This is a genomic window from Microbacterium sp. PAMC21962 (assembly GCF_019443465.1).
GTDB lineage: Bacteria > Actinomycetota > Actinomycetes > Actinomycetales > Microbacteriaceae > Microbacterium > Microbacterium hominis.
On sequence record NZ_CP080381.1, the window covers coordinates 2,514,653 to 2,536,537 of the forward strand.

23 protein-coding genes and 2 tRNA genes are annotated in these 21,885 nt (G+C 69.4%); 20 read left to right on the top strand and 5 right to left on the bottom strand.

Features of this window, described 5'->3' with window-relative positions; all coding sequences use genetic code 11:
- Positions 1 to 4 precede the first annotated feature (4 nt).
- The 7 genes from recF to KY498_RS12080 all read left to right on the top strand — a co-directional run bounded on the left by recF (position 5) and on the right by KY498_RS12080 (position 7,181).
- Positions 5 to 1,201 carry a DNA replication/repair protein RecF gene (gene recF, locus KY498_RS12050; RefSeq protein ID WP_101307107.1) on the top strand — a complete coding sequence of 399 codons (1,197 nt, stop codon included), beginning with the start codon at positions 5 to 7 and terminating at the stop codon, positions 1,199 to 1,201.
- Complete coding sequence (locus KY498_RS12055; protein ID WP_060960832.1) at positions 1,194 to 1,691, top strand: DUF721 domain-containing protein; 498 nt, start codon at positions 1,194 to 1,196, stop codon at positions 1,689 to 1,691. The genes recF and KY498_RS12055 overlap by 8 nt, the downstream gene beginning before the upstream one ends.
- Before the next feature lie 123 nt (positions 1,692 to 1,814).
- A complete protein-coding gene (gene gyrB / locus KY498_RS12060; protein WP_060960833.1) occupies positions 1,815 to 3,854 on the top strand; it encodes a DNA topoisomerase (ATP-hydrolyzing) subunit B in 2,040 nt (679 codons plus the stop codon).
- Positions 3,855 to 3,977: 123 nt separating this feature from the next.
- Positions 3,978 to 6,554 carry a DNA gyrase subunit A gene (gyrA, locus tag KY498_RS12065; RefSeq protein ID WP_060960834.1) on the top strand — a complete coding sequence of 859 codons (2,577 nt, stop codon included), beginning with the start codon at positions 3,978 to 3,980 and terminating at the stop codon, positions 6,552 to 6,554.
- Positions 6,551 to 6,952 (top strand): DUF3566 domain-containing protein, encoded by a 402-nt coding sequence (locus KY498_RS12070; RefSeq protein ID WP_060960835.1) that lies wholly within the window; start codon positions 6,551 to 6,553, stop codon positions 6,950 to 6,952. Before gyrA ends, KY498_RS12070 begins: the two co-directional genes overlap by 4 nt.
- Before the next feature lie 69 nt (positions 6,953 to 7,021).
- A tRNA-Ile gene (locus tag KY498_RS12075) sits at positions 7,022 to 7,098 on the top strand.
- Between the two features lie 10 nt (positions 7,099 to 7,108).
- Positions 7,109 to 7,181, top strand: a tRNA-Ala gene (locus tag KY498_RS12080).
- A 55-nt stretch (positions 7,182 to 7,236) separates the two neighbouring features.
- On the opposite strand, the gene KY498_RS12085 is transcribed toward KY498_RS12080, so the two are convergent.
- Complete coding sequence (locus tag KY498_RS12085) at positions 7,237 to 7,689, bottom strand: MarR family winged helix-turn-helix transcriptional regulator (protein ID WP_219879383.1); 453 nt, start codon at positions 7,687 to 7,689, stop codon at positions 7,237 to 7,239.
- Positions 7,690 to 7,999: 310 nt separating this feature from the next.
- On the opposite strand from KY498_RS12085, the gene KY498_RS12090 reads away from it, so the two are divergent.
- The 6 genes from KY498_RS12090 (at position 8,000) to KY498_RS12115 (ending at position 13,686) form a co-directional block, all read left to right on the top strand.
- The gene (locus KY498_RS12090; protein ID WP_191009264.1) at positions 8,000 to 8,416 is read left to right on the top strand and encodes an SRPBCC family protein; all 417 of its coding nucleotides are present in this window, start codon (positions 8,000 to 8,002) and stop codon (positions 8,414 to 8,416) included.
- 112 nt (positions 8,417 to 8,528) lie between these two features.
- Positions 8,529 to 8,957, top strand: coding sequence for a YdeI/OmpD-associated family protein (locus tag KY498_RS12095; protein WP_191009263.1), 429 nt, complete (start codon positions 8,529 to 8,531; stop codon positions 8,955 to 8,957).
- Positions 8,958 to 9,099: 142 nt separating this feature from the next.
- The gene (locus KY498_RS12100) at positions 9,100 to 10,080 is read left to right on the top strand and encodes a hypothetical protein (protein ID WP_191009262.1); all 981 of its coding nucleotides are present in this window, start codon (positions 9,100 to 9,102) and stop codon (positions 10,078 to 10,080) included.
- Complete coding sequence (locus tag KY498_RS12105; RefSeq protein WP_223849536.1) at positions 10,081 to 11,697, top strand: hypothetical protein; 1,617 nt, start codon at positions 10,081 to 10,083, stop codon at positions 11,695 to 11,697.
- Complete coding sequence (locus KY498_RS12110) at positions 11,694 to 12,386, top strand: ABC transporter ATP-binding protein (RefSeq protein ID WP_101307103.1); 693 nt, start codon at positions 11,694 to 11,696, stop codon at positions 12,384 to 12,386. Before KY498_RS12105 ends, KY498_RS12110 begins: the two co-directional genes overlap by 4 nt.
- A 1-nt stretch (position 12,387) precedes the next feature.
- Positions 12,388 to 13,686 carry an ABC transporter permease gene (locus KY498_RS12115; protein WP_308813211.1) on the top strand — a complete coding sequence of 433 codons (1,299 nt, stop codon included), beginning with the start codon at positions 12,388 to 12,390 and terminating at the stop codon, positions 13,684 to 13,686.
- A gap of 15 nt (positions 13,687 to 13,701) precedes the next feature.
- On the opposite strand, the gene KY498_RS12120 is transcribed toward KY498_RS12115, so the two are convergent.
- Positions 13,702 to 14,556, bottom strand: coding sequence for a helix-turn-helix transcriptional regulator (locus KY498_RS12120; RefSeq protein WP_191009261.1), 855 nt, complete (start codon positions 14,554 to 14,556; stop codon positions 13,702 to 13,704).
- A gap of 76 nt (positions 14,557 to 14,632) precedes the next feature.
- On the opposite strand from KY498_RS12120, the gene ilvD reads away from it, so the two are divergent.
- Positions 14,633 to 16,531, top strand: coding sequence for a dihydroxy-acid dehydratase (ilvD, locus tag KY498_RS12125; RefSeq protein WP_191009260.1), 1,899 nt, complete (start codon positions 14,633 to 14,635; stop codon positions 16,529 to 16,531).
- A gap of 64 nt (positions 16,532 to 16,595) precedes the next feature.
- On the top strand, positions 16,596 to 17,033 hold the full coding sequence (locus tag KY498_RS12130; protein WP_060959603.1) for an NUDIX hydrolase: 438 nt from the start codon (positions 16,596 to 16,598) through the stop codon (positions 17,031 to 17,033).
- On the opposite strand, the gene KY498_RS12135 is transcribed toward KY498_RS12130, so the two are convergent.
- Both KY498_RS12135 and KY498_RS12140 read right to left on the bottom strand, forming a co-directional pair.
- Complete coding sequence (locus tag KY498_RS12135; RefSeq protein ID WP_191009259.1) at positions 17,017 to 17,499, bottom strand: aminoacyl-tRNA deacylase; 483 nt, start codon at positions 17,497 to 17,499, stop codon at positions 17,017 to 17,019. The two genes, KY498_RS12130 and KY498_RS12135, sit on opposite strands and share 17 nt — an antisense overlap.
- Positions 17,500 to 17,613: 114 nt before the next feature.
- A complete protein-coding gene (locus KY498_RS12140; RefSeq protein WP_060959605.1) occupies positions 17,614 to 18,183 on the bottom strand; it encodes a hypothetical protein in 570 nt (189 codons plus the stop codon).
- A gap of 91 nt (positions 18,184 to 18,274) precedes the next feature.
- Here KY498_RS12140 and KY498_RS12145 point away from each other — a divergent pair, with 91 nt between their 5' ends.
- Together KY498_RS12145 and KY498_RS12150 are read left to right on the top strand one after the other, a co-directional pair.
- Positions 18,275 to 18,832, top strand: a complete 558-nt coding sequence (locus KY498_RS12145) for a peptidylprolyl isomerase (protein ID WP_060959606.1) — start codon at positions 18,275 to 18,277, stop codon at positions 18,830 to 18,832.
- 19 nt (positions 18,833 to 18,851) lie between these two features.
- Positions 18,852 to 19,694, top strand: coding sequence for a rhomboid family intramembrane serine protease (locus tag KY498_RS12150; protein ID WP_191009258.1), 843 nt, complete (start codon positions 18,852 to 18,854; stop codon positions 19,692 to 19,694).
- Between the two features lie 147 nt (positions 19,695 to 19,841).
- Here KY498_RS12150 and KY498_RS12155 read toward each other — a convergent pair whose 3' ends face one another.
- A complete protein-coding gene (locus tag KY498_RS12155) occupies positions 19,842 to 20,081 on the bottom strand; it encodes a cell division protein CrgA (protein WP_060959608.1) in 240 nt (79 codons plus the stop codon).
- 55 nt (positions 20,082 to 20,136) lie between these two features.
- On the opposite strand from KY498_RS12155, the gene KY498_RS12160 reads away from it, so the two are divergent.
- From KY498_RS12160 to KY498_RS12165, 3 genes are read left to right on the top strand one after another with little or no spacing between them, the layout of a single operon-like run.
- Positions 20,137 to 21,084, top strand: coding sequence for a class E sortase (locus tag KY498_RS12160; protein WP_375140941.1), 948 nt, complete (start codon positions 20,137 to 20,139; stop codon positions 21,082 to 21,084).
- The gene (locus KY498_RS16545) at positions 21,084 to 21,242 is read left to right on the top strand and encodes a hypothetical protein (RefSeq protein ID WP_223848761.1); all 159 of its coding nucleotides are present in this window, start codon (positions 21,084 to 21,086) and stop codon (positions 21,240 to 21,242) included. Before KY498_RS12160 ends, KY498_RS16545 begins: the two co-directional genes overlap by 1 nt.
- On the top strand, positions 21,235 to 21,870 hold the full coding sequence (locus tag KY498_RS12165) for an aminodeoxychorismate/anthranilate synthase component II (RefSeq protein WP_223848760.1): 636 nt from the start codon (positions 21,235 to 21,237) through the stop codon (positions 21,868 to 21,870). Before KY498_RS16545 ends, KY498_RS12165 begins: the two co-directional genes overlap by 8 nt.
- Positions 21,871 to 21,885: the final 15 nt, after the last annotated feature.

Sequence of the window (21,885 nt, forward strand, 5' to 3'; positions counted from 1 at the left end):
ATCGGTGATCGTGGAACAGCTGAGCCTCGTCGACTTCCGCAACTATGCGGCCGCCGATGTGACTCTGGCGGCGGGCGCCAACGTGTTCGTCGGTCGCAACGGTCAAGGCAAGACGAATCTCGCCGAGGCCATCGGCTACTTCGCCACACTCGGTTCCCACCGGGTCTCGCAGGATGCCCCGATGGTGCGCGACGGGGCGGATGCCGCGATCGTCCGCATGCGTCTCGCCTACGGTGACCGTCGTGTGCTGCTCGAGGCCCAGCTCAACCGGTCGGGCAGCAACAAGGCCCGAGTCAACGGCTCGGCTGTCCGCACCGCCGAGCTCCCGCGCTACGCACAGGTCGTCCTCTTCGCGCCGGAGGATCTCCAGATCGTCCGCTCCGACCCCTCCGCGCGTCGCCGCTTCGCCGATCAGCTCCTCATCCAGCGCGCTCCGCGGATGGCGGGCGTCCTGGCGGACTACGACCGCGTGCTCAAGCAGCGCAACGCGCTGTTGAAGTCCGCGCGCGCCCGCGGCATCCGCGCGGATGCACTGACGACGCTCGACGTCTGGGACGACAAGCTGGTGCAGCTGGGCACCGACGTCATCCGCGCCCGCTCGGTGCTCGCCGACGACCTCGCCGGCCCGGTCGCCGAGGCGTACCGCGCGATCGCCGGCGAGGATCACCGGCCGGAGCTGGAATGGATGCTGTCGATCGGGGGCGCGGACCCCGACGTCGACGACGACGAGGCCGACCAGGCGGGCGACCGCACAGCGGTGACCGGACTCAGCGCGGAGGAGGTCCGCGAGAACTTCCGCGATGCGCTCGCCGCGCGCCGCTCCTCCGAGCTCGAACGCGGGCTCACTCTCGTCGGACCCCACCGCGACGACCTCCTGCTGCGCGTGCGGGGCCTGCCGGTGAAGGGCTACGCATCGCACGGCGAATCGTGGTCGGTGGCCCTCGCCCTGCGTCTGGCGTCTGCGCAGCTGCTGCGCGCCCAGTCGCAGTTGGGCGATCCGGTCCTCATCCTCGATGACGTGTTCGCCGAGCTCGACACGGATCGCCGCGCCCGGTTGGCGGGCCTGGTCGAGGGATACGAGCAGGTGGTGGTGACCGCGGCGGTGGAGGAAGATGTGCCGAGCGCGCTGCGCGCGCGCACCGTGCGGGTCGTCGCGGGGACGATCATCGAACCCGCCACGACGGGAGGCGTCGATGAGTGACGAGGTGCCGGGGATGGTGCCGGAGACGATCGGCACGTATCTGCGGCTGCGCGGTCTCGAGCCCTCGCCGCGGACCGCGCGACGGCGCAAGAGACGTGCGGCCGAGGACGACGACAAGCAGCCGTTCGCGCCCGGGCGCGATCCCAAGGGCGTGGCCGACGTGCTGGCGGATCTGACCCGTCAGTCGGGGTGGGACACCCAGCTGGCGCGGGAGGACCTCGTGCTGCAGTGGACGGACGTCACCGGCGAGGAGACGGCGCGTCACGCCCATCCGGTGGCGCTGTCCGACGGGCTGCTCACCGTGCAGTGCGACTCCACCGCGTGGGCGAAGAACCTCCAGCTGATGCGGGCCGAGATCGTCACTCAGCTGATGAGACGGTTCCCGGATGCCGGTGTGCAGAACGTCCGATTCGTCGGGCCGGACGTCCCCTCGTGGAAATGGGGCCCCAGAGCCGTTCCAGGGCGGGGTCCTCGCGATACCTACGGCTGAGGAGGGTCCGACGGCATCCGGAACGATTTCAGGGCGCCACAGGGGCTTTCTGCGGGCTTTCGAGGGGTGACTGGGGGTAGAATGAGACGTCTTTGATCGACCATTCAGGAGCGCTCGAAACCTATGACGTCCGACACCCCCGACAGCGTTCCCCAGGAACTTCCGCCGAAGCAGTCCCAGAAGGTCGAGAACGAGTACGGGGCCGACGCCATCCAGGTGCTCGAGGGCCTCGAGGCGGTGCGCAAGCGCCCCGGCATGTACATCGGCTCGACGGGTGAGCGCGGCCTCCACCACCTCGTGTACGAGATCGTCGACAACTCCGTCGACGAAGCCCTCGCCGGCTACTGCGACACGATCACGGTGACGATCCTCGAGGACGGGGCGATCCGTGTCGTCGACAACGGTCGCGGCATCCCGGTCGACATGCACAAGACCGAGGGGAAGTCGACCGTCGAGGTCGTGCTGACCGTGCTCCACGCCGGCGGCAAGTTCGGCGGCGGCGGGTACGCGGTCTCCGGCGGTCTGCACGGCGTCGGCTCGTCGGTGGTGAACGCGCTGTCCACCCGCCTCGACGTCGAGGTGCGCCGGCAGGGGCACGTCTGGCGCCAGTCGTTCCGCGACGGCGGCGTGCCGCAGGCTCCGCTGAGCGAGGACGAGGCGACGGAGGAGACCGGCACGACCATCACGTTCTGGCCCGACGCCTCGATCTTCGAGACCACCGACTTCGACTACGACACGCTGCGCACCCGTTTCCAGCAGACGGCGTTCCTGAACAAGGGTCTGCGGATCACGCTCAGCGACCTGCGCGCCTCCTCGGCCTACGTCGTCGACGGCGAAGACGGGCAGGCCGTCGAGAAGCAGCCGTTCGACGATTTCCACTACGAGCGCGGACTGGTCGACTACGTCGAGTACCTCAACAAGATCCGCAAGGCCGAGGTGGTCAACGACGAGATCATCGAGGTCGAGTCGGAAGACACCGAGCGCCACATCTCCCTCGAGCTGGCCATGCAGTGGACGACGAGCTACACGGAGAACGTCTTCACCTTCGCCAACACGATCAACACCCACGAGGGCGGAACCCACGAAGAGGGCTTCCGCGCCGCGATGACGACGTACATCAACAAGTACGCGCGCGAGAAGGGCCTACTCAAGGAGAAGGACGACAACCTCACCGGTGAGGACATCCGAGAGGGTCTGACCGCGGTCATCTCCGTCAAGCTGTCCGAGCCGCAGTTCGAGGGTCAGACCAAGACGAAGCTCGGCAACACCGAGGCCAAGGCGTTCGTGCAGAAGGTCGTGGGCGACCAGCTCACCGACTGGCTCGACCGCAACCCCGCGCAGGCCAAGCGGGTCATCATGAAGGCGATCGACGCCGCGACCGCGCGCCTCGCGGCCCGCAAGGCGCGGGAGACGGCGCGGCGCAAGAGCGTGTTCGAGTCGGCATCCATGCCCGACAAGCTCAAGGACTGCACGAGCAAAGACCCCTCGATCAGCGAGATCTTCCTCGTCGAGGGCGACTCGGCCGGCGGCTCGGCCGTGCGCGGCCGCGACCCCGAGACCCAGGCCATCCTGTCGCTGCGCGGCAAGGTGCTCAACGTCGAGAAGGCGCGGCTCGACCGCGCGCTCGGCAACAACGAGATCCAGGCGATCATCTCGGCGTTCGGCTGCGGGATCGGCGAGGACTTCGACGTCGCGAAGGCCCGCTATCACAAGATCGTGCTGATGGCCGATGCCGACGTCGACGGCCAGCACATCACGACGCTGCTGCTGACCCTGCTGTTCCGCTACATGCGCGGACTCATCGAGGCCGGCTTCGTCTATCTCGCCATGCCGCCGCTGTTCCGGCTGAAGTGGTCCAACGCCGAGCACGAGTACGTGTTCAGCGACCGGGAGCGCGATGCGCTGCTGGCCGACGGCCTGGCCAACGGCAAGCGGATGCCGAAGGACTCCGGCATCCAGCGCTACAAGGGTCTGGGCGAGATGAACCCGAAGGAGCTGTGGGAGACGACGATGGACCACAACACCCGCACCCTCCGCCAGGTCACGATCGACGACGCGGCCGCGGCGGACGAGATCTTCTCGGTGCTGATGGGCGAGGACGTCGAGTCGCGCCGGAGCTTCATCCAGCGCAACGCCAAGGACGTCCGCTTCCTCGACATCTGATGCGTTTCGACTCGCTGCGCTCGCTCGACGACCGGTCGGGTTCGATCCGGTCGTCGAGCGAGGAGCGCCGCGACGACTCGAAACGCGACACACGCACCCCCACCCATGTGAGAACGAGAAGACATGACTGACGAAGAACGCCCCGACCCGAACGCCGGGCACAACCACGGCAACATCGACCAGGTCGATCTCCAGGTCGAGATGCAGCGCAGCTACCTCGACTACGCCATGAGCGTCATCGTCGGCCGCGCGCTGCCGCGCGTCGAAGACGGTCTGAAGCCGGTGCACCGCCGCGTCATCTACGGGATGTACGACGGCGGGTACCGTCCCGACAAGAGCTTCAACAAGTGCGCCCGCGTCGTCGGCGAGGTCATGGGCCAGTACCACCCGCACGGTGACAGCGCGATCTACGACGCACTCGTGCGCCTCGTGCAGCCGTGGTCGCTGCGCTACCCGCTCGCCGACGGACAGGGAAACTTCGGCTCTCCCGGCAACCAGGGCGCCGCCGCCCCGCGGTACACCGAGACCAAGATGGCCGCGCTCGCGATGGAGATGGTCCGCGACATCGACGAGGACACCGTCGATTTCGAGGACAACTACGACGGGAAGACCCAGGAGCCCGTCGTCCTGCCCTCGCGCTTCCCCAACCTCCTCGTCAACGGCTCGGTCGGCATCGCGGTCGGCATGGCCACCAACATCCCGCCCCACAACCTGCGCGAGGTCGCCGACGGCGCGCTGTGGGCGCTGGAGAACCCGGATGCCACCCGCGAGGAGCTGCTCGAAGCTCTCATGGGCCGTATCCACGGTCCCGACTTCCCGACGGGCGCCCAGATCCTGGGCACGAAGGGCATTCGCGAGGCTCAGCGCACGGGCCGCGGGTCGATCACGATGCGCGCCGTGGTCAACGTCGAGGAGATCCAGGGGCGCACCTGCCTGGTCATCACCGAGCTGCCCTACCAGGTGAACCCCGACAACGTCGCGCTGAAGATCCGTGACCTCGCCCGCGACGGGCGTATCACCGGCATCGCCGACATCCGCGACGAGACCAGCGACCGCACGGGCCAGCGGCTCGTGATCGTGCTGAAGCGGGATGCCGTCGCGAAGGTGGTCCTCAACAACCTGTACAAGCACACGCAGCTGCAGGAGAACTTCGGCGCCAACATGCTGGCGATCGTCGACGGCGTGCCGCGCACGCTCGCCCTCGACGGCTTCATCTCCTACTGGATCGACCATCAGGTCGAGGTCATCGTGCGGCGCACGCGCTTCCGCCTCCGCAAGGCCGAAGAGCGCATGCACATCCTGCGCGCGTACCTGAAGGCGCTGGATGCGCTGGACGAGGTCATCGCGCTCATCCGCCGCTCGCCCACGGTCGACGAGGCGCGCGAGGGTCTGAAGTCGCTGCTCGCGATCGACGACGTGCAGGCCGATGCGATCCTCGCGATGCAGCTGCGCCGCCTGGCGGCTCTCGAGCGCCAGAAGATCATCGACGAGGCGACCGAGCTCGAGGCGCAGATCGCCGACCTGAACGACATCCTCGTCACGCCGGGCCGTCAGCGCACGATCATCGCCGAAGAGCTCACGGGCATCGTCGACAAGTTCGGCGACGAGCGGCGCACGACGATCCTGCACGGCTTCGACGGCGACATGTCGATGGAGGACCTGATCCCCGAGGAGGAGATGGTCATCACCGTCACGCGCGACGGCTACATCAAGCGCACGCGCAGCGACAACTACCGCTCGCAGCACCGCGGCGGCAAGGGCGTCAAGGGTGCCCAGCTGCGCGCCGACGACGTCGTCGAGCACTTCTTCGTGACGACGACGCACCACTGGCTCCTCTTCTTCACGACGAAGGGCCGCGTCTACCGGTCCAAGGCGTACGAGGTGCCCGAGGCCGGCCGCGATGCGAAGGGTCAGCACGTCGCGAACCTGCTCGCGCTGCAGCCGGGCGAGGAGATCGCGCAGATCCTCGACATCCGCGACTACAAGGTCGCGCAGTACCTGGTGCTCGCGACCCGCGACGGCAAGGTGAAGAAGACCTTCCTCAGCGAGTACGACACCAACCGTCAGGGCGGCATCATCGCGATCCGCCTGCGCGGTCAGGACGAGGAGGACGGCGACGAGGTCGTCAGCGCACTGCTGGTCGACGACACCGACGACATCCTCCTCATCTCCCGCCAGGGCATGTCGCTGCGCTTCACGGCCACCGACGAGTCGCTGCGGCCGATGGGACGCTCGACCGAAGGCGTGAAGGGAATGTCCTTCCGCGAGGACGACATGCTGCTGTCGGCATCCGTCGCGAAGGACGACGCGTACGTGTTCGTCGTGACCGAAGGCGGCTACGCGAAGCGCACCGCGGTCGACCAGTACCGGCTCCAGGGCCGCGGCGGATTGGGCATCAAGGTGGCCAAACTGAACGAGGATCGGGGCGTTCTCGCGGGCGGTCTGATCGTGGGTGAGGACGACGAGGTCTTGGTGGTTCTTGCCAGCGGCAAGGTGGTACGCTCTGCCGTGGCCGAGGTGCCTGCGAAGGGTCGCGACACCATGGGAGTGGTTTTCGCCCGTCCCGATGACGACGACCGCATCCTCGCGATCGCCCGTAATTCGGAGCGAGCTCTCCGTCAGGAGCATGACTCGGCCGAGACGGCAGACGCCGAAGAACCCCCCGCTTCACGCCCCGAAGGAAGTGACACTGACGCATGAGCACGGTAGCCGACAAGCTCGCCAAGAAGTCATCGAGCAAGACCAGCGCCAAGCAGGTGCGCCTGCGCCTCGTTTACGTCGACTTCTGGTCCGCCGTGAAGCTGTCGTTCCTCGCGGCGGTCGCCCTGGCGATCGTCACGGTGGTGGCGAGCTTCCTCGTGTACATGGTGCTGAGCACCACGGGTCTGATCGGCAAGCTCGACGAGCTGTTCACGGCGTTCGACGACAACTTCAAGCTGAGCGACGTCATCAACCTCCCGCAGGTGATGGCGTTCTCCGCGGTCGTCGCGATCCTGAACCTCATCGTGCTCACCGTGCTGGGCGCCGTCATCGCGGGGATCTACAACCTGATGGTCAAGGTGACCGGCGGCCTGCTCGTCGGGTTCACCTCCAACTGACCGATTTTTGGTTTGCCCGCTCGTCGGGTAAAGTCTTGGAGGTTGACGGCGGAGACGCCGCCTCCGGACGGGGCTATAGCTCAGGCGGTTAGAGCGCTTCACTGATAATGAAGAGGTCCCAGGTTCAAGTCCTGGTAGCCCCACCACTTCCCGTCCGGGGCCTTAGCTCAGTTGGTAGAGCGCCTGCTTTGCAAGCAGGATGTCAGGAGTTCGAATCTCCTAGGCTCCACAGACATCTCGCCCCGTGGGACACGCCCGTCTCAGCCGTCGCCGCGTGGAGTGCGTCACTTGCCGTTGAAGCGGCGGGTGAGCGCCGCGCCGACGTTGCTGCCTGCGAGGAACTTCCGGATCTGCTGAACGATGTCGCGGACGAGTTCGTCGCCGAAGACGTCGCGGAGGTTCGCGTCGATGGTGGCTTCCGCCGCTTCGACGTGAGGGCGCAGCCTGCGGCCTTCCTTGGTCAGCTGTAGCAGCACCTGTCGCCGGTCAACCGGGTTGTCTATCCGGTCGACGAGGCCGCGCTTCACCAGGGAGTCCACGAGCCTGCTCGGACTTCCCGACTCGCATACCAGCAGACTGCCGAGCCCTTTAAGGGTTATCGGGCCATAGTCGGCGAGAACCGTGATCACCTCTGCTTGCGAGGGAGTCACGTCGAGTGGTGCGAGAGCACGAGCGAGTTGTCGGTTGCCTTCACGTTGCGCCGCGAGAATCGCGTATCGCAGTTCTGTGGCGCTCACGCGTCGCGGTGAGTGTCGAGCATCCGTGCTGGCTCCCCACGTCTCCGGTGCGGATGGATTCTGTTCGCCGATCAGCCATCGAGCAGATCGCGTCGCGGCAAGGCTACCAGGCCGAACCGACGTGCCCGTGACGGCTCATCTTCGACATGCCACTCTACGACGGGTGCCCAACAGGTTGGCGACATAACATTACATGACGTGACATCTAATTCCTCGAAGCTCTCGGGGAGTGGGTCCACGACCGGATTCGGTTGAGCACCCACAGTCGCGTCACGCCCACACGACCGCCATCTCCACAGAGAGCACCCTGATGAACCCCCTCACAGCACAACGCGAGATCCACGCAAGCCCTCAGATCATCGCCGACATCATCATGAACATCGCCGAGCTCGCCGACTGGAATCCTGCCCTCAACAGCACCGGAACCCGTGATCTGTCGGCGAGACTCGGCCATCCCTACCCCGTGTCCACACGTGTTCCTGGCCGCGCGACCCTCACCTACACTGACGCGACGATCGAGCGGATCGTGTGGAGGCTGGAGGTGGCGGGCAGCAGTGAAACGGGGCAATGGGACGTGCGAGCGCACGGCGAGAAGACCCTTGTGACCCACACCATGCTCCACGCCGGCGCCCTCTTCGCCGTCATGCACAACGCAATGACCAACGTTCCGACCTTGCGACTCGACCGGCTCCAGCAGCGTGCGGAGCGTCGCGCGTTGCGCCCGTAAGACGCGTCGCCCGCCACTTCGCTCGCGCTGGTGGCGAACCGGTGCACGCAGCATCGGTTCAGACATCTCGCCCCGTCTTCCGCCGCTGGTCGTGCGCTGGGATACTCACTGCATGCGCTTTGAGACCACGCTGTTCCAGCAGGGCAACAACACCGGGATCGTGGTGCCGCCCGAGATCGTCGACGGACTGGGTGGGGGCAGTCGTGCCGCCGTTTCCGTGACCGTCAACGGCTTCACCTACCCGAGCACCCTCGCGGTGATGGGCGGGCGGCATCTGATCCCCTTCTCATCCGACAAACGGGCGGCGACGGGCCTGGCCGGCGGTGACGCCATCGAGGTCGTCCTCGAGCTCGACACGGCACCGCGCACCGTCGAGCTCCCCGACGACCTGGCCGGCGCGCTGGCGGATGCCGGAGCTCGCGCCGCATTCGACGCGCTCGCGCCGAGCGCGCGGAAGGCCCACGTCACGAACGTGCTGTCGGCGAAGGCGGAGGAGACGCGGGCGCGTCGCATCGCGGCGATCGTCGCGAAGCTCGCCTGAGCACCGACATCCGCCACGCGGCGGCGAGACACGCCCGGGCCGCGGAGCGGATCATCCTCTAGGGGGACGCGAGGGTCCATGGGCCTCTCATAGCGTGTTCATCGGAGCCGTTTCGCTCCGACGACACGATGGGACCCCCGCAATGAAGACCCTCACCCGTATCGCCACCACCACGCTGGCCGCGGTCGCCCTCGCGATCTCGGCATCCGGCTGCACGGCCGCCTCCGACGGCAATGGTGGGAAGGCCGACTCGCCGCTGATGGAGTACCTCGGCGCCGTCTACGGCACCAACCTGTCGGCCTCGGAGCAGGAGCAGCGATACGCCGAATCGCAGAAGAAGTCCGAGGAGCTCGTCGCCCAGTGCATGAAGGACCAGGGCTTCGAGTACACGCCGAACACCCAGAACGTCTCGTTCTCGGCCGGTGACGCGGACATGTGGAAGCCCGACGACCGGGACTGGGTCTCGCAGTACGGCTACGGCATGGTGAAGAACCCGATGTCCGACCAGCCCGCGCAGGAGACCCCGTACACCGACCCGAACCAGGGCTACCTCGACAGCCTCTCCCAGACGGAGCAGACCGCGTACTGGGAGGCGCTCTACGGACCGCAGCCCACCGAGGACCAGCTCGGCGAGGACGGGTCGTACGAGTACGACTGGAAGACGGCGGGATGCCAGGGCGCGGCGCAGCACGAGACCAACAGCGATCCGATGCAGGACGAGCAGTTCGCCTCGCTGAACGAAGCGATCAACACGTTCTACACGGACATGGCCACCAACACGGCTTTCGCGGAGATCAACCAGAAGTGGTCGTCCTGCATGAGCGACGCCGGACACACGGGCTTCTCGGCGCAGACCGACGCGCAGATGTCGATCTCGAACAAGCTGTCGTCGTACTACGAGAAGATGAGCGGCTCCTCGGGTGCGCAGGACAATGACCCCGAACTCGCCACGCTCGCCGAGGAGGAGGTCGCCGTCGCCCTCGCCGACCTCGACTGCCGGACGAAGACCGGATACAGCGCGGAGCAGCAGAAGGTGCAGTTCGAGCTGGAGCGACAGTTCATCGCCGACCACAAGGCCGAGCTCGAGGCGCTCAAGGCGGCCGCCGAGCAGGCGGGACGATAGATGACGAGCGACCGCGCCGCCGGCGACCCCGACCGCTCCTCCGAGGTCGACCTGCTCGGCGATCTCGCACCTACCGACGATGTCGTGCCCGCCGGTGATGCGCCGGCATCCGATGCGCCGGATGCCGGGCGCCGCTCCGGCTGGCGAGGGATGCTGCGGGCCAATCGAGCGCTGTGGATCACCGCGCTCGTCGCGACCGGGGCCCTCGTCGCCGGACTCCTCGTGGGGACTTTCGTCGTCGCGCCGGCGGGTGGGGCCAACGCCGCCGCGCCCGCGGCGGGGCTCGTCACCGTGCCCGTCGAGTTCGGTGAGTTGAGCAACGATGTCACCGTCCGGGCCGACGTCGGCTACGCCGACGCCACGGAGGTGACGATCGACACCGCGAGCGTCGAGGGTCCCACCGTCGTGACCGGCCAGGTGCCCGCCACGGGCGCGGAGCTGAACCCCCTGTCGATCGCGCTCGAAGTGGCCGGCAGGCCGGTGATCGTCCTGCCGGGCGAGCTGCCCGCGTACCGCACGCTCCGCTTCGGCGTCTCCGGCCCCGACGTCGTGCAGTTGAAGAACGCGCTGCGCGCGGTCGGCATCGACGGCGGCGATCCGGCATCCGACCGCTTCGACGAGACCACCGCGGCCGGCGTTAACGCGCTGTACACGGCCGCCGGCTATCCCGCCCCGGGCGGGGATGCCTCCGCGGCCGCGACCGTCCGGGCGGCGGAGCAAGGGCTGCAGTCGGCGCGGCAGTCGTTGGGCGCGGCATCCGCCGATCTCGGGAAGGCCGCCTCCGGCGCCTCGGCGGTCGAGATCCGTCAGGCGGACAACGAGGTCGCCGCCGCGCAGCGCGCGGTCGCCGACGCCCAGGCCGCGGGTGAGGCACCCTCGCGTATCGCCAATCTCCAGGACGACCTCGCGCTGGCCCAGTTGCGGCGCGAGCAGCTGTCCGCCGCTCCCGACACCTCGGCGCAGCGCGCCGCGAGGGATGCCGCGCGCGAGCAGGTCGCCCAGGCCGAGGCCGACCTGGCGCGGGCCCGTGAAGCCGCACTCACCGCACTGCCCTCCTCGGAGGTGCTGTATCTCAGCAGTCTTCCGCGACGTGTGGATGAGGTGACGGCCAAGCGCGGGAGCGTGCTGCAGGGGAAGGCGATGACCGTCTCGGGCGCCACCGTGCAGCTCACCGGCTCGGTGGCCTCGGCCGACGCGCGGCTTCTGACGGTCGGCGGGAAAGCGAGCTTCGCGCTGCCGGACGGCGCGGCGCACACGGCGACGATCGCCGCGATCACCCCCGCAAGCGGTAAAGACGCGAACGGCCGCTGGTCGCTGACGCTCACCCCCGACCCCCTCTCGACCGAGCAGATCCAGCAGATCCAGGGCAGCAACGTCCGCGTGTCGATCCCGGTCGGCGCGACCGACGGCAAGGTGCTCTCCGTCCCCCTCGCGGCACTGTCGGCGGGCACCGGCGGGGAGGCCCGCGTCGAGGTCGTCGTCGGTGATCCTCGCGACCCTCGCGCGCAGACGCGGCTCGTCACCGTGCAGACGGGCCTGTCGGCGAAGGGTGTCGTCGAGGTGACGCCGTCCGGCGGCGAGCTCACGGAGGGCGACCTCGTGGTGGTCGGGAAGTGAGTGCGGCGGATGCCGTCGCACCCCTGGTCGAACTGCGCGACGTGACCCGGTCGTTTCCCGGACCGCCGGAGGTGCAGGCTCTCAAGGGGATCAATCTGCGTGTCGACACCGGGGACTACGTTTCGATCGTGGGGCCGAGCGGGTCGGGCAAGTCGACCATGTTGAGCATCCTCGGCCTGCTCGACCGCCCGAGTGTCGGCGAGTACCGCTTCGACGGCGTTCTCACCGGCGCCCTCGACGAGGATCGGCGTGCGGCGGTGCGAGCCCGGCGCATCGGCTTCGTCTTCCAGGCGTTCCACCTCATGCCCCGTCGGACCGTCCTCGAGAACGTCCTGGTCCCCATGCTCTACAGCGGCGTGCCGCGGGGCGAGCGCGAGTCACGGGCGCGCGCGGCGCTCGACCGCGTCGGTCTCGGTCACCGCGTCGACTTCCTGCCCACGCTCCTGTCGGGCGGCGAACGGCAGCGGGTGGCCGTCGCCCGTGCGGTCGTGGGCCGGCCGAGCCTTCTGCTCGCCGACGAGCCCACCGGCAACCTGGACCGGAGCACCTCCGACGAGGTGCTCGAGCTGTTCGACGAGCTGCACGGCGAGGGTCAGACGCTGGTGGTCATCACGCACGACAGCACCGTGGCCGCACGGGCCGGGCGGCGCGTGCGCATCTCCGACGGGCGACTGGAAGAGGTGGCCTGACGTGCGATGGATCCCGCGTCGCCGCGACCGCCGTCCTCCCGCCGAGGAAGCGGGCGTCGACGGGCTCGTCCCGCCCGTCGCGCGCGCGGATCGGTTCTCCGCGGCCGACCTCGTCGCCGAGGCGACGGTGGACATCGGCGCACGACCGGCACGACTCGTGATGACCCTCGCCGGCACGGTCCTCGGCGTCGGCGCCCTCGTCGCGACACTCGGCTTCGCGCAGACGGCCGCGGGACAGATCGCGCGACAGTTCGACGCCGTCGCGGCGACGGGTATCGAGATCACTCCGTCGACGGCGAGCACGCGCGGCGGCGGACAGGTCGCCACCGCGCGGCTGCCGTGGGATGCCGTCGAGCGCGTCGAGCGCCTCGCGGGCGTCGAGTCCGCCGTGCTCCTGTCCGACGTGGCGCTTCCCGACGGCGCGACCGTCACCGCGGTGCCGGTCAACGACCCCTCGATCGCGTTGCCCGCGGCCCCGCCCATCGTCGCGGCATCCGCGGAGCTGCTCGACACGATCGGCGGCACCGTCCAGGCGGGGCGCATGTTCGACCTCGGTCACGATCGGCGCGGCGACCGCGTCGCCGTGGTGGGCGCCCGCGTGGCGGAGCGCCTCTCGATCAACCGCATCGACAGTCAGCCGTCGATCTTCATCGGGGGGATCGCGTACGCCGTCATCGGCATCGTGGACGGGTTCGAACGTCGCGCCGACCTGCTCGACGCCGTGATCGTCCCGACCGGCGCGGCCCGTGCCGACTTCGGCCTCGGCGGACCGGGCAGCGTGCAGGCGCGGATCGTCGTCGGCGCCGGGCCGCAGGTGAAGGACCAGGCGCCACTCACCCTCAACCCCGCCGATCCGGACGCGGTCGAGGTCGCCGCGCCCCGCGCCGGAAGCGACCTCAGCCGCGGCGTGCAATCGGATGTGAACATCGTCTTCGTGGCGCTCGGGGTCATCGTGCTCCTCGCGGGTGGCCTCGGCATCGCCAACGTGACGATGCTCTCCGTGATGGAGCGCACACCGGAGATCGGCCTGCGCCGCGCGCTGGGGGCGACCTCGCGGCAGATCGCCGGGCAGTTCGTCGTGGAGTCGGTCGTCATCGGGCTGCTCGGCGGCATCATGGGGGCCGCGCTCGCGGTGCTCGGTGTGCTCGCGGTCTCGCTCGTCGCGGGCTGGGTCCCCGTCCTCGACCCGCTGCTCGCCGCCGCCGGCGCCGTCCTCGGCGGAGTGGTCGGACTCGTCGCGGGATGGATCCCGGCGCGCCGCGCGGCGCGGATCGAGCCGGTGGTGGCCCTGCGCAGCTGACCGCGAGGCGCCCGCTCAGGATGCCGAGCCGTGGAAGCGCGTTCGCGTCTCGGCATCCGCCACGTAGACGACGAGCTGCAGATCGGTCTCGTCGGAGGGGCGCAGCTGGTGGTGCTCGAAGACGAGGCGTCCGAGCGCCGGATGCCGGAACACGCGCTCGCGGGAGCGGAACCCGCTCACGCCGTGCTCGTTCCAGCGCGCACGGAAGTCGTCACTCGCGGCGGATAGACGGGCCACCAGGTCGCGATACCGCGGGTCGCCGAGTCGGGGGCCCGCTTCGGCGCGGAACTCGGCGAGGAAACGGCGGCTCGTGTCATCCCAGTCGTCCAGGAGCGAGCGCACCGACGGATCGGTGAAGACCAGCCAGAGCAGGTTGCGATCCTCGGGCGTCGTGGTCGCGACCCCCGGATAGAGCCGCTCGTAGGCGCGGTTCCACCCCGTGATGCCCCAGTCGGGTGCGAGCGCGTAGGCGGGGTGCTCGTCGAGCGCGTCGAGGAAGCGCTGGACGTGCGCGGGGGCGACGTCCACCGCTCCCGCGCGCACCGCGGGCCTCGGAGCGAGTCCCACGAGGCTCAGGACGTAGTCGTGCTCCGTATCGGTGAGGCGCAGCGCCGTCGCCACGGCGTCGAGCACTTGGCGCGAGGGATGGATGTCGCGGCCCTGCTCGAGCCACGTGTACCAGGTCACGCTCACGCCGGAGAGGTACGACACCTCCTCGCGGCGCAGGCCCGTCGTGCGTCCGCGTCCGGCGGGCGGGAGACCGTACGTCGAGCGGTCGAGGCGCTCGCGCTGCCGGCGCAGGAACGATCCGAGCTCCCGTCGTTGCTGACGGCCGTCGTCACGGACGTCATGGGGGTGGTCATCGGTCACTCCACAAACCTAGTGCTCCCACTACTAGTATCAGCAGCCACTTCCGCCGACCGCCGCCGGCCCCCAGGGTGGAACCATGCCCACCCCTCTGCGCTCCCGCACCGTCACCCACGGCCGCAACGCCGCCGGCGCCCGTGCCCTCTTCCGCGCCGCCGGTGTCAACGCGGCCGACTTCGGCAAGCCGATGATCGCGGTCGCGAACAGCTTCACCGAGTTCGTCCCCGGCCACACCCACCTGCAGCCGGTCGGTCGCATCGTGTCCGAGGCGATCTCCGCCGCCGGCGGCATCCCGCGCGAGTTCAACACGATCGCCGTCGACGACGGCATCGCGATGGGCCACGGCGGCATGCTCTACTCGCTGCCCTCGCGCGACCTCATCGCCGACTCGGTGGAGTACATGGTCAACGCCCATCAGGCCGACGCGCTGGTGTGCATCTCCAACTGCGACAAGATCACCCCCGGCATGCTCATGGCGGCGCTGCGTCTGAACATCCCGACGGTCTTCGTCTCGGGCGGGCCGATGGAGTCGGGCCGCGCCACCCTCGTCGACGGGACCGTCCGCACCCTCGACCTCGTCGACGCGATCTCCGAGGCGGCCAACGACACCGTGTCGGATGCCGACATCCAGCGCATCGAGGAGAACGCCTGCCCGACCTGCGGTTCGTGTTCGGGGATGTTCACCGCGAACTCGATGAACTGCCTCGTCGAGGCCCTCGGCCTGGCCCTCCCCGGCAACGGATCGGTGCTCGCGACGCACACGGCCCGCCGCGCCCTGTACGAGAAGGCCGGCGAGGTCGCCGTGCAGATCACCCGCGCCTTCTACGACGAGGACGACGCCTCGGTGCTCCCCCGGGCGGTCGCGAGTCCCTCCGCTTTCGCCAACGCCATGGCGCTCGACATCGCCATGGGCGGGTCGACCAACACGATCCTGCATCTGCTGGCCGCGGCACACGAGGCCGGCATCGACTTCGGGCTCGACGAGATCGACGCCATCTCCCGCCGCGTGCCCTGCCTCGCCAAGATCGCCCCCAACCCGGCGTACGGCCGCATGTACTACATGGAGGACGTGCACCGCGCGGGCGGCATCCCCACGATCCTCGGCGAGCTGCACCGCGCGGGTCTGCTCAACGAGGACGTGTCGTCCATCCACTCCGACTCCCTCGCCTCGTGGCTGGCGGAGTGGGACGTGCGCGGAGGCACCGCGTCCGACACCGCCCGCGACCTGTGGCATGCGGCCCCCGGCGGCGTGCGGTCCTCGAGCGCGTTCTCGCAGTCCGAGCGCTGGGCGGCGCTGGATGAGGATGCCGAGAACGGCTGCATCCGGTCCGCCGCGCACGCGTACTCGGCCGACGGCGGGCTCGCGGTGCTGCGCGGCAACCTGGCCGTCGACGGGGCGGTCGTCAAGACGGCGGGCGTCGATCCGTCGATCCTCGTGTTCTCGGGACCGGCGGTCGTGTGCGAGTCGCAGGAGGAGGCGGTCGCCAAGATCCTCGGCAAGCAGGTGCAGCCGGGCGATGTCGTCGTCATCCGGTACGAAGGACCGAAGGGCGGGCCGGGGATGCAGGAGATGCTGCACCCGACCTCGTTCCTCAAGGGCCGCGGTCTGGGCAAGGTCTGCGCCCTCGTCACCGACGGTCGGTTCTCCGGCGGGACGTCGGGTCTGTCGATCGGACACGTCTCCCCCGAGGCGGCCAGCGGTGGGATCATCGCGCTCGTCGAGGACGGCGACATCATCGACATCGACATCCCCTCGCGCGGCATGAGCCTGCGCGTGGACGACGACGAGCTCGAGCGTCGGCGTGCCCGGCTGTTGTCGGACGGCGGCTACGCGCCCCGCGACCGCAACCGTCCCGTGTCGCTCGCCTTGCGCGCCTACGCCGCGATGGCGACGTCGGCCGACCGGGGCGCCGTGCGCGACGTCGAGGCGGTCGAGCGCGCCCTGCGCGACCGGGAGTTGCGGACCGCGGCCGTCTGACCCGCGTGTCCGACGGGGAAAAGACGCCTCCCGGCGTCATAGCCGCGCCCGCTAGGCTCACGGGATGGACCTGCGGGTTGCGGCGTACGCCGTCGTCGTCGACGCGGACGATCGCGTGCTGCTCGCCCACTGGCATCAGGGGCGCCGCGGCGCGTGGACCATGCCCGGCGGAGGCCTCGAGCCCGGTGAGGACCCCGTCGACGCGGCCCGCCGTGAAGTCTGGGAGGAGACCGGCTTCCGCGTGCGGGTGGGTGAGCTCCTCGGCATCCATTCCCGCGTGATCCCCGCGAGCAGACGCGTGTATGCGGAGGACACGGAACCGCTCCACACCCTGCGGATCGTCTACCGAGCCGAGGTGACCGGCGGCCGGTTGCGGCACGAGCAGAACGGGTCGACCGACCGCGCCGAGTGGTTTCCGCTCAGCGCACTTCCGCCGCAACGGGTGAAGCTGGTCGACGTGGCGCTCGGCATGGCCGGCCTCGCCGTCAGCGCGTCGGGCTGACCGGCTGCGAGATGTCGGCGACCGTGGCGTCGTAGGCGGCGATCAGTTCGTCGGCGTCCACGAAGAGGCTGTACCCGTGCGCGCCGGCGCCCATCGCGATGCGGCGCCCGGCGATCGACGCGTCCGCGTACACCGGCCAGTCGGTCGTGCTGCCGATGGGGACGATCGTCCCCCGCTCGTACCCCGTCGCCTGCAGGGCGAGCTCGGGCTCCGGCAGGCGCAGCTTGTTCACGCCGACGAGAGCGCGCAGCTTCGGCCACGAGATCGCCAGGTCTCCGGGGATCAGCGCGAACAGGTAGGTGTCGTCCGACTTCTTCACCACGAGGGTCTTCACGATGTCGGCCGGCTGGAGGCCCAGCAACCGCGCGGCCTCGTCGAGACTGGATGCCGGGGGTCGCTCGCGCAGCTCGATGTCGAGACCGCGCACCGCGGCGGCGGTGCGCACGCGCGCGAGCGGATCAGTCATGGCGTTTCGACTCGCTGCGCTCGCTCAACGACCGGGGGCTGCGGGAGCTTGACGACCGGGGGCTGCGGGAGCTTGACGACCGGGGGCTGCGGGAGCTCAACGACCGGGGGCTGCTCAGGCATCCGGTGCGCGCAGCGGGTCGTCCGCCACCCACAGCTCGTCGTCGGCACGCAGGGTCTGCCAGGCGGCGTAGACGACGCCCGCGGCCGCGGCGACGCCGAGCAGGATCGCGATGACACCGCCGGCGCCGATGCGCTTCTTGGGTGCCGCGACGCTGAGCTGCTTGGTCGCCTTCTTGCCGTACTTGTCGGCCTTCTTCTGGATGGCCGCCAGGTCGATCGAGCCGAAACCGCGGCCGGCTGCGAGGTCGTGACGCTTCTCGCTCGCGGCATCCCACACCGACAGCGCCGAGCCGATCAGGGCACCGGCGGTCGGGACGACCTTGTCGTTGTAGACCTTCTTGGAGGTCGCGACGCCCTGCTCGACGTACGGGGCGGCGTACTTCTCATACGTGTGCTGCACGGTCGGCACGACCTGCTCGCGGTTGTAGTTGCCGAGCTGGCGTCCCGCCTCGCGGGCGACCTCGCCGGCCTGTCCGATCAGGACCTGCTGCGACTCCCACAGCGTGTTCGCCTGGTGCTGGAGCTTGCGGAGTTCCTTCTTGCGCTTGCGGCTGAGGCTCACGGTGCCCTCCCTGGGTTCCGGCTGGGTTTCATCCCATCTTGCCAGACCTCCCGGGCCTTGCGAGGGGTTGACAGGTGAGAGAATGCTAGGCATGCCGATCCACACCGCCGTCGCGACCATCCACACCAACCACGGCGACATCGTCGTCAACCTCTTCGGAGACCACGCACCCCGCACCGTGCAGAACTTCACCGGTCTCGCCGACGGCTCGCAGGCGTGGACGCACCCGGCGACCGGCAAGCCGGGTGAGGGCCCGCTGTACAAGGACGTCATCTTCCACCGCATCATCCCGAACTTCATGATCCAGGGCGGCGACCCGCTCGGCCAGGGCGTCGGCGGGCCGGGCTACAACTTCAACGACGAGATCCACCCCGAGCTCACCTTCGGCGCGCCCTACCTGCTGGCCATGGCCAACGCGGGTCTGCGTCGCAACGCGATCACGGGTAAGGCCGAGGGCACGAACGGCTCGCAGTTCTTCATCACCACCGACCCGACGCCGTGGCTCAACGGCAAGCACACGATCTTCGGCGAGGTCGCCGACGATGCGTCGCGCGCCGTCGTCGACGCGATCTCGGCCGTCCCGACCGCCGCGGGCGACCGCCCGATCGAGCCCGTCGTCATCAGCTCCATCGACGTCGTCGCGGCCTGATCGCGCGGAACCGGCCGGCGTGACCGACTCCGAGCTCCGGACCAACCCGGACAACTTCTGCTACCGGCATCCGGATCGCCAGAGCTTCGTGCTCTGTCAGCGCTGCCTGCGGACGATCTGCCCCGAGTGCCAGACGCCGCTGCCCGTGGGAGTCATCTGCCCGGAGTGCCTGGCCGACCAGCGCAAGGCGGCGAACGTCACGCGGATGCCGCGGCGCCGCGTGGCCGGACTCGACGGCAAGCCGGTCGTCACGTACGCGCTCCTGATCGTCACGAGCGCCCTCTACCTCATCGGCCTGATCCCCGGCGGGGTCGGCGCGACCGTGCGCAATGCGCTCGCGTTCTACGCCCCCCTGGCCTACACCGAGCCGTGGCGGCTCGTGACCGTGACGCTCGTGCACGCGAGCATCTGGCACATCGCGTTCAACATGCTCGCGCTGTGGGCGCTGGGGCGCAGCCTCGAACCGCTGCTCGGGCGGTGGCGGTTCCTCACGCTGTACGTCCTGAGTGCGGTCGGCGGGTCGGTGCTCACGGCACTGCTCGCGCCGGCGACGGTGGTCGTCGGCGCCTCGGGCGCGGTCTGGGGTCTGCTGGGTGCGATGTTCATCATCGGCCGACACCTCGGCGCGAACGTGACGGCGATCGCAGTGCTGCTGGGGATCAACCTGGTGATCACGTTCCTGCCGGGGTCGAACATCGCCTGGCAGGCGCACATCGGCGGCGGTCTGGTGGGGGCGATGATCGGCGTCATCTTCGCGCGCACCCGCAAGATCCGTCAGCGCGCGCTGCAGACCTGGCTGTTGATCGCCGTCGCCGTCGGGCTCGTCGCGCTGCTGGCGGTGCCGCTCTTCGTGTACGCCTGACGCCGTCCGCCTCGCGGGAGGCGGGGTCCGCGGGTGCCGCGGGAGAGAGTTATCCACAGCTTCATCCACATATGGGGATGAATCACACCGGTGTAATTCACAGGGGGATGCGCCTGTGGACAGCGCGGACGACGGGTCGTGCGGGGGTCAGCGCCAGCGCGTCGTCATGAGGAACCCGATGAAGGCGATGCCGAAGCCGATCACCAGGTTCCAGCCGGCGATGCCCGGGATCGGCAGCGCCTGGTTGCTCAGGTAGAACACGATCACCCACAGCAGACCGAGGATCATGAGCCCGAGCATGATGGGCTTGAACCACACCGGGTTGGGTGCGGACTCGCCCTCGCCGTACTCCGCGAGCTGCTCGTCTTCCTTGCCTGAACGTGCCATGGCGAAGATTCTACCTGGCAGGTCTCCCTCAGCCATGCTGTGCGAGAATCGCACCGTGAACGAGGGTATGGGCGACGACGAGCCCCGGGTCGCCGGCCCGGGTGAGCACACGTCGCGTCGCGCGCGTCGACTCGCCGCACAGGACGGTGCGGGCGGTCCGTCGACCCCCTCGTCCGCGGATGCCGCCGCCCCCGCCACCTCCGCCGCACCGGCCGCGGAGGCTCCCGCGACCCCCGTCGTGACCCCCGCGCGTCCGCGACGGCGCGCGTCCTTCCTGGGCGTGCTCGGCGAGTTGCTGATCACGGCGGGTGTCGTCGCCCTCCTGTACGTCGCCTGGCAGATGTGGATCGGCGACCTGATCATCGGCTCGCAGAAGCACAACGAGGCCAGCGCGCTGTCGCAGAGCTGGCTGCAGCAGCCGAGCGACGACCCGACGGCATCCGGCTCGCCCAGCGCGACACCGAGCGCATCTCCGACCGAGACGGGTGATCCGGTCGTGCCCGTCCTGGCCCAGCAGGACTACGGCCAGCAGTTCGGCGTGATGTTCATCCCTCGTTTCGGTCCGAACTGGCAGTTCACGGTCGCCGCCGGAACGGGTCGTCGCGACATCCTCGACGCGGGCGAGATCGGTCACTACACCGACACCGCCATGCCGGGCGAGGTGGGCAACACCGTCTACGCCGCGCACCGCTGGACCTCCGGTGCCCCGTTCGACCCGATCGACAAGCTCGTCATCGGCGACGCGATCGTGATCCAGACGCCCGACGGCTGGTACACCTACCGCTTCCGCACGCTGGAGTACGTGCAGGACACCCAGGTCGAGGTCCTCCTCCCCGTGCCGCAGCAGGTCGGTCTGGCGGCGAACGGCCGCTACCTCACGCTGACCAGCTGCGCCCCCAAGCTCAACATGCTCGAGCGCATCATCGCCTACGCGGTGTTCGAGAGCTTCACCCCGACCGCCGCGGGTGCCCCCGCTTCACTGACTCAGGGAGTGACCGCCTGATGTATGCCGCTCTGTGGCGCGTCCTGCCCGGCCCGGCCTGGGTGCGGGTGCTCATCCTCCTCGTCCTGCTGGCCGCCGTGCTCTACGGCCTGTTCTGGTACGTGTTCCCCTGGGTCGGTCAGTTCATCAACCCGCAGGAGGCCACCGTCGGTGGCTGATCGCGCGCGCGTGCTGGTCGTGGACAATCACGACAGCTTCGTGCACACGCTCGTGGGCTACCTGCACGAGCTCGGCGCCGACACCGACATGGTCGAAGCGGATGCCGTCGCCGACCCGGTCCGCACGATCGGAGCGTTCGCCGGCGTGCTGGTCTCCCCCGGTCCGGGACGTCCCGAGGTCGCGGGGTCGTCCGTCGCCGTCGTCCGCGCCGCCGCTGCCGCCGGCATCCCTCTGCTCGGTGTCTGCCTGGGGCACCAAGCCCTCGCGGTCGCCTTCGGGGCGACCGTGGCGGAGGCGCCCGAACTGCGCCACGGCACCACCTCGCGCGTGCGGCATCGCGGGGACGTCCCCTTCACGGGACTGCCGTCACCGTTCACGGCGACCCGGTACCACTCGCTCGCTGTGAGGCGGGACACGCTCCCGGAGGAACTCGACGTCACGGCCGAGACGGCGTCGGGGGTGGTGATGGGACTCGCCCACCGCCACCTGCCGCTGTGGGGGGTGCAGTTCCACCCGGAGGCGGTGCTCACCGAGGGCGGCTACCTGCTGCTCGGAAACTGGCTCGAACGGGTGGGCGTGCCCGGTGCGGCGGCGCGCGGTGCGCGACTGCACCCGCTTCGGGGCTGAGCCCGCGCGCGGCCG

Excerpts from the sequence above, each read along its gene's own strand:
- KY498_RS12055 (WP_060960832.1), top strand. The coding sequence starts at position 1,194 with ATGAGTGACGAGGTGCCGGGGATGGTGCCGGAGACGATCGGCACGTAT.
- gyrB (WP_060960833.1), top strand. The coding sequence starts at position 1,815 with ATGACGTCCGACACCCCCGACAGCGTTCCCCAGGAACTTCCGCCGAAG.
- gyrA (WP_060960834.1), top strand. The coding sequence starts at position 3,978 with ATGACTGACGAAGAACGCCCCGACCCGAACGCCGGGCACAACCACGGC.
- KY498_RS12070 (WP_060960835.1), top strand. The coding sequence starts at position 6,551 with ATGAGCACGGTAGCCGACAAGCTCGCCAAGAAGTCATCGAGCAAGACC.
- KY498_RS12090 (WP_191009264.1), top strand. The coding sequence starts at position 8,000 with ATGAACCCCCTCACAGCACAACGCGAGATCCACGCAAGCCCTCAGATC.
- KY498_RS12095 (WP_191009263.1), top strand. The coding sequence starts at position 8,529 with ATGCGCTTTGAGACCACGCTGTTCCAGCAGGGCAACAACACCGGGATC.
- KY498_RS12100 (WP_191009262.1), top strand. The coding sequence starts at position 9,100 with ATGAAGACCCTCACCCGTATCGCCACCACCACGCTGGCCGCGGTCGCC.
- KY498_RS12105 (WP_223849536.1), top strand. The coding sequence starts at position 10,081 with ATGACGAGCGACCGCGCCGCCGGCGACCCCGACCGCTCCTCCGAGGTC.
- ilvD (WP_191009260.1), top strand. The coding sequence starts at position 14,633 with ATGCCCACCCCTCTGCGCTCCCGCACCGTCACCCACGGCCGCAACGCC.
- KY498_RS12130 (WP_060959603.1), top strand. The coding sequence starts at position 16,596 with ATGGACCTGCGGGTTGCGGCGTACGCCGTCGTCGTCGACGCGGACGAT.
- KY498_RS12135 (WP_191009259.1), bottom strand. The coding sequence starts at position 17,499 with ATGACTGATCCGCTCGCGCGCGTGCGCACCGCCGCCGCGGTGCGCGGT.
- KY498_RS12145 (WP_060959606.1), top strand. The coding sequence starts at position 18,275 with ATGCCGATCCACACCGCCGTCGCGACCATCCACACCAACCACGGCGAC.
- KY498_RS12155 (WP_060959608.1), bottom strand. The coding sequence starts at position 20,081 with ATGGCACGTTCAGGCAAGGAAGACGAGCAGCTCGCGGAGTACGGCGAG.
- KY498_RS16545 (WP_223848761.1), top strand. The coding sequence starts at position 21,084 with ATGTATGCCGCTCTGTGGCGCGTCCTGCCCGGCCCGGCCTGGGTGCGG.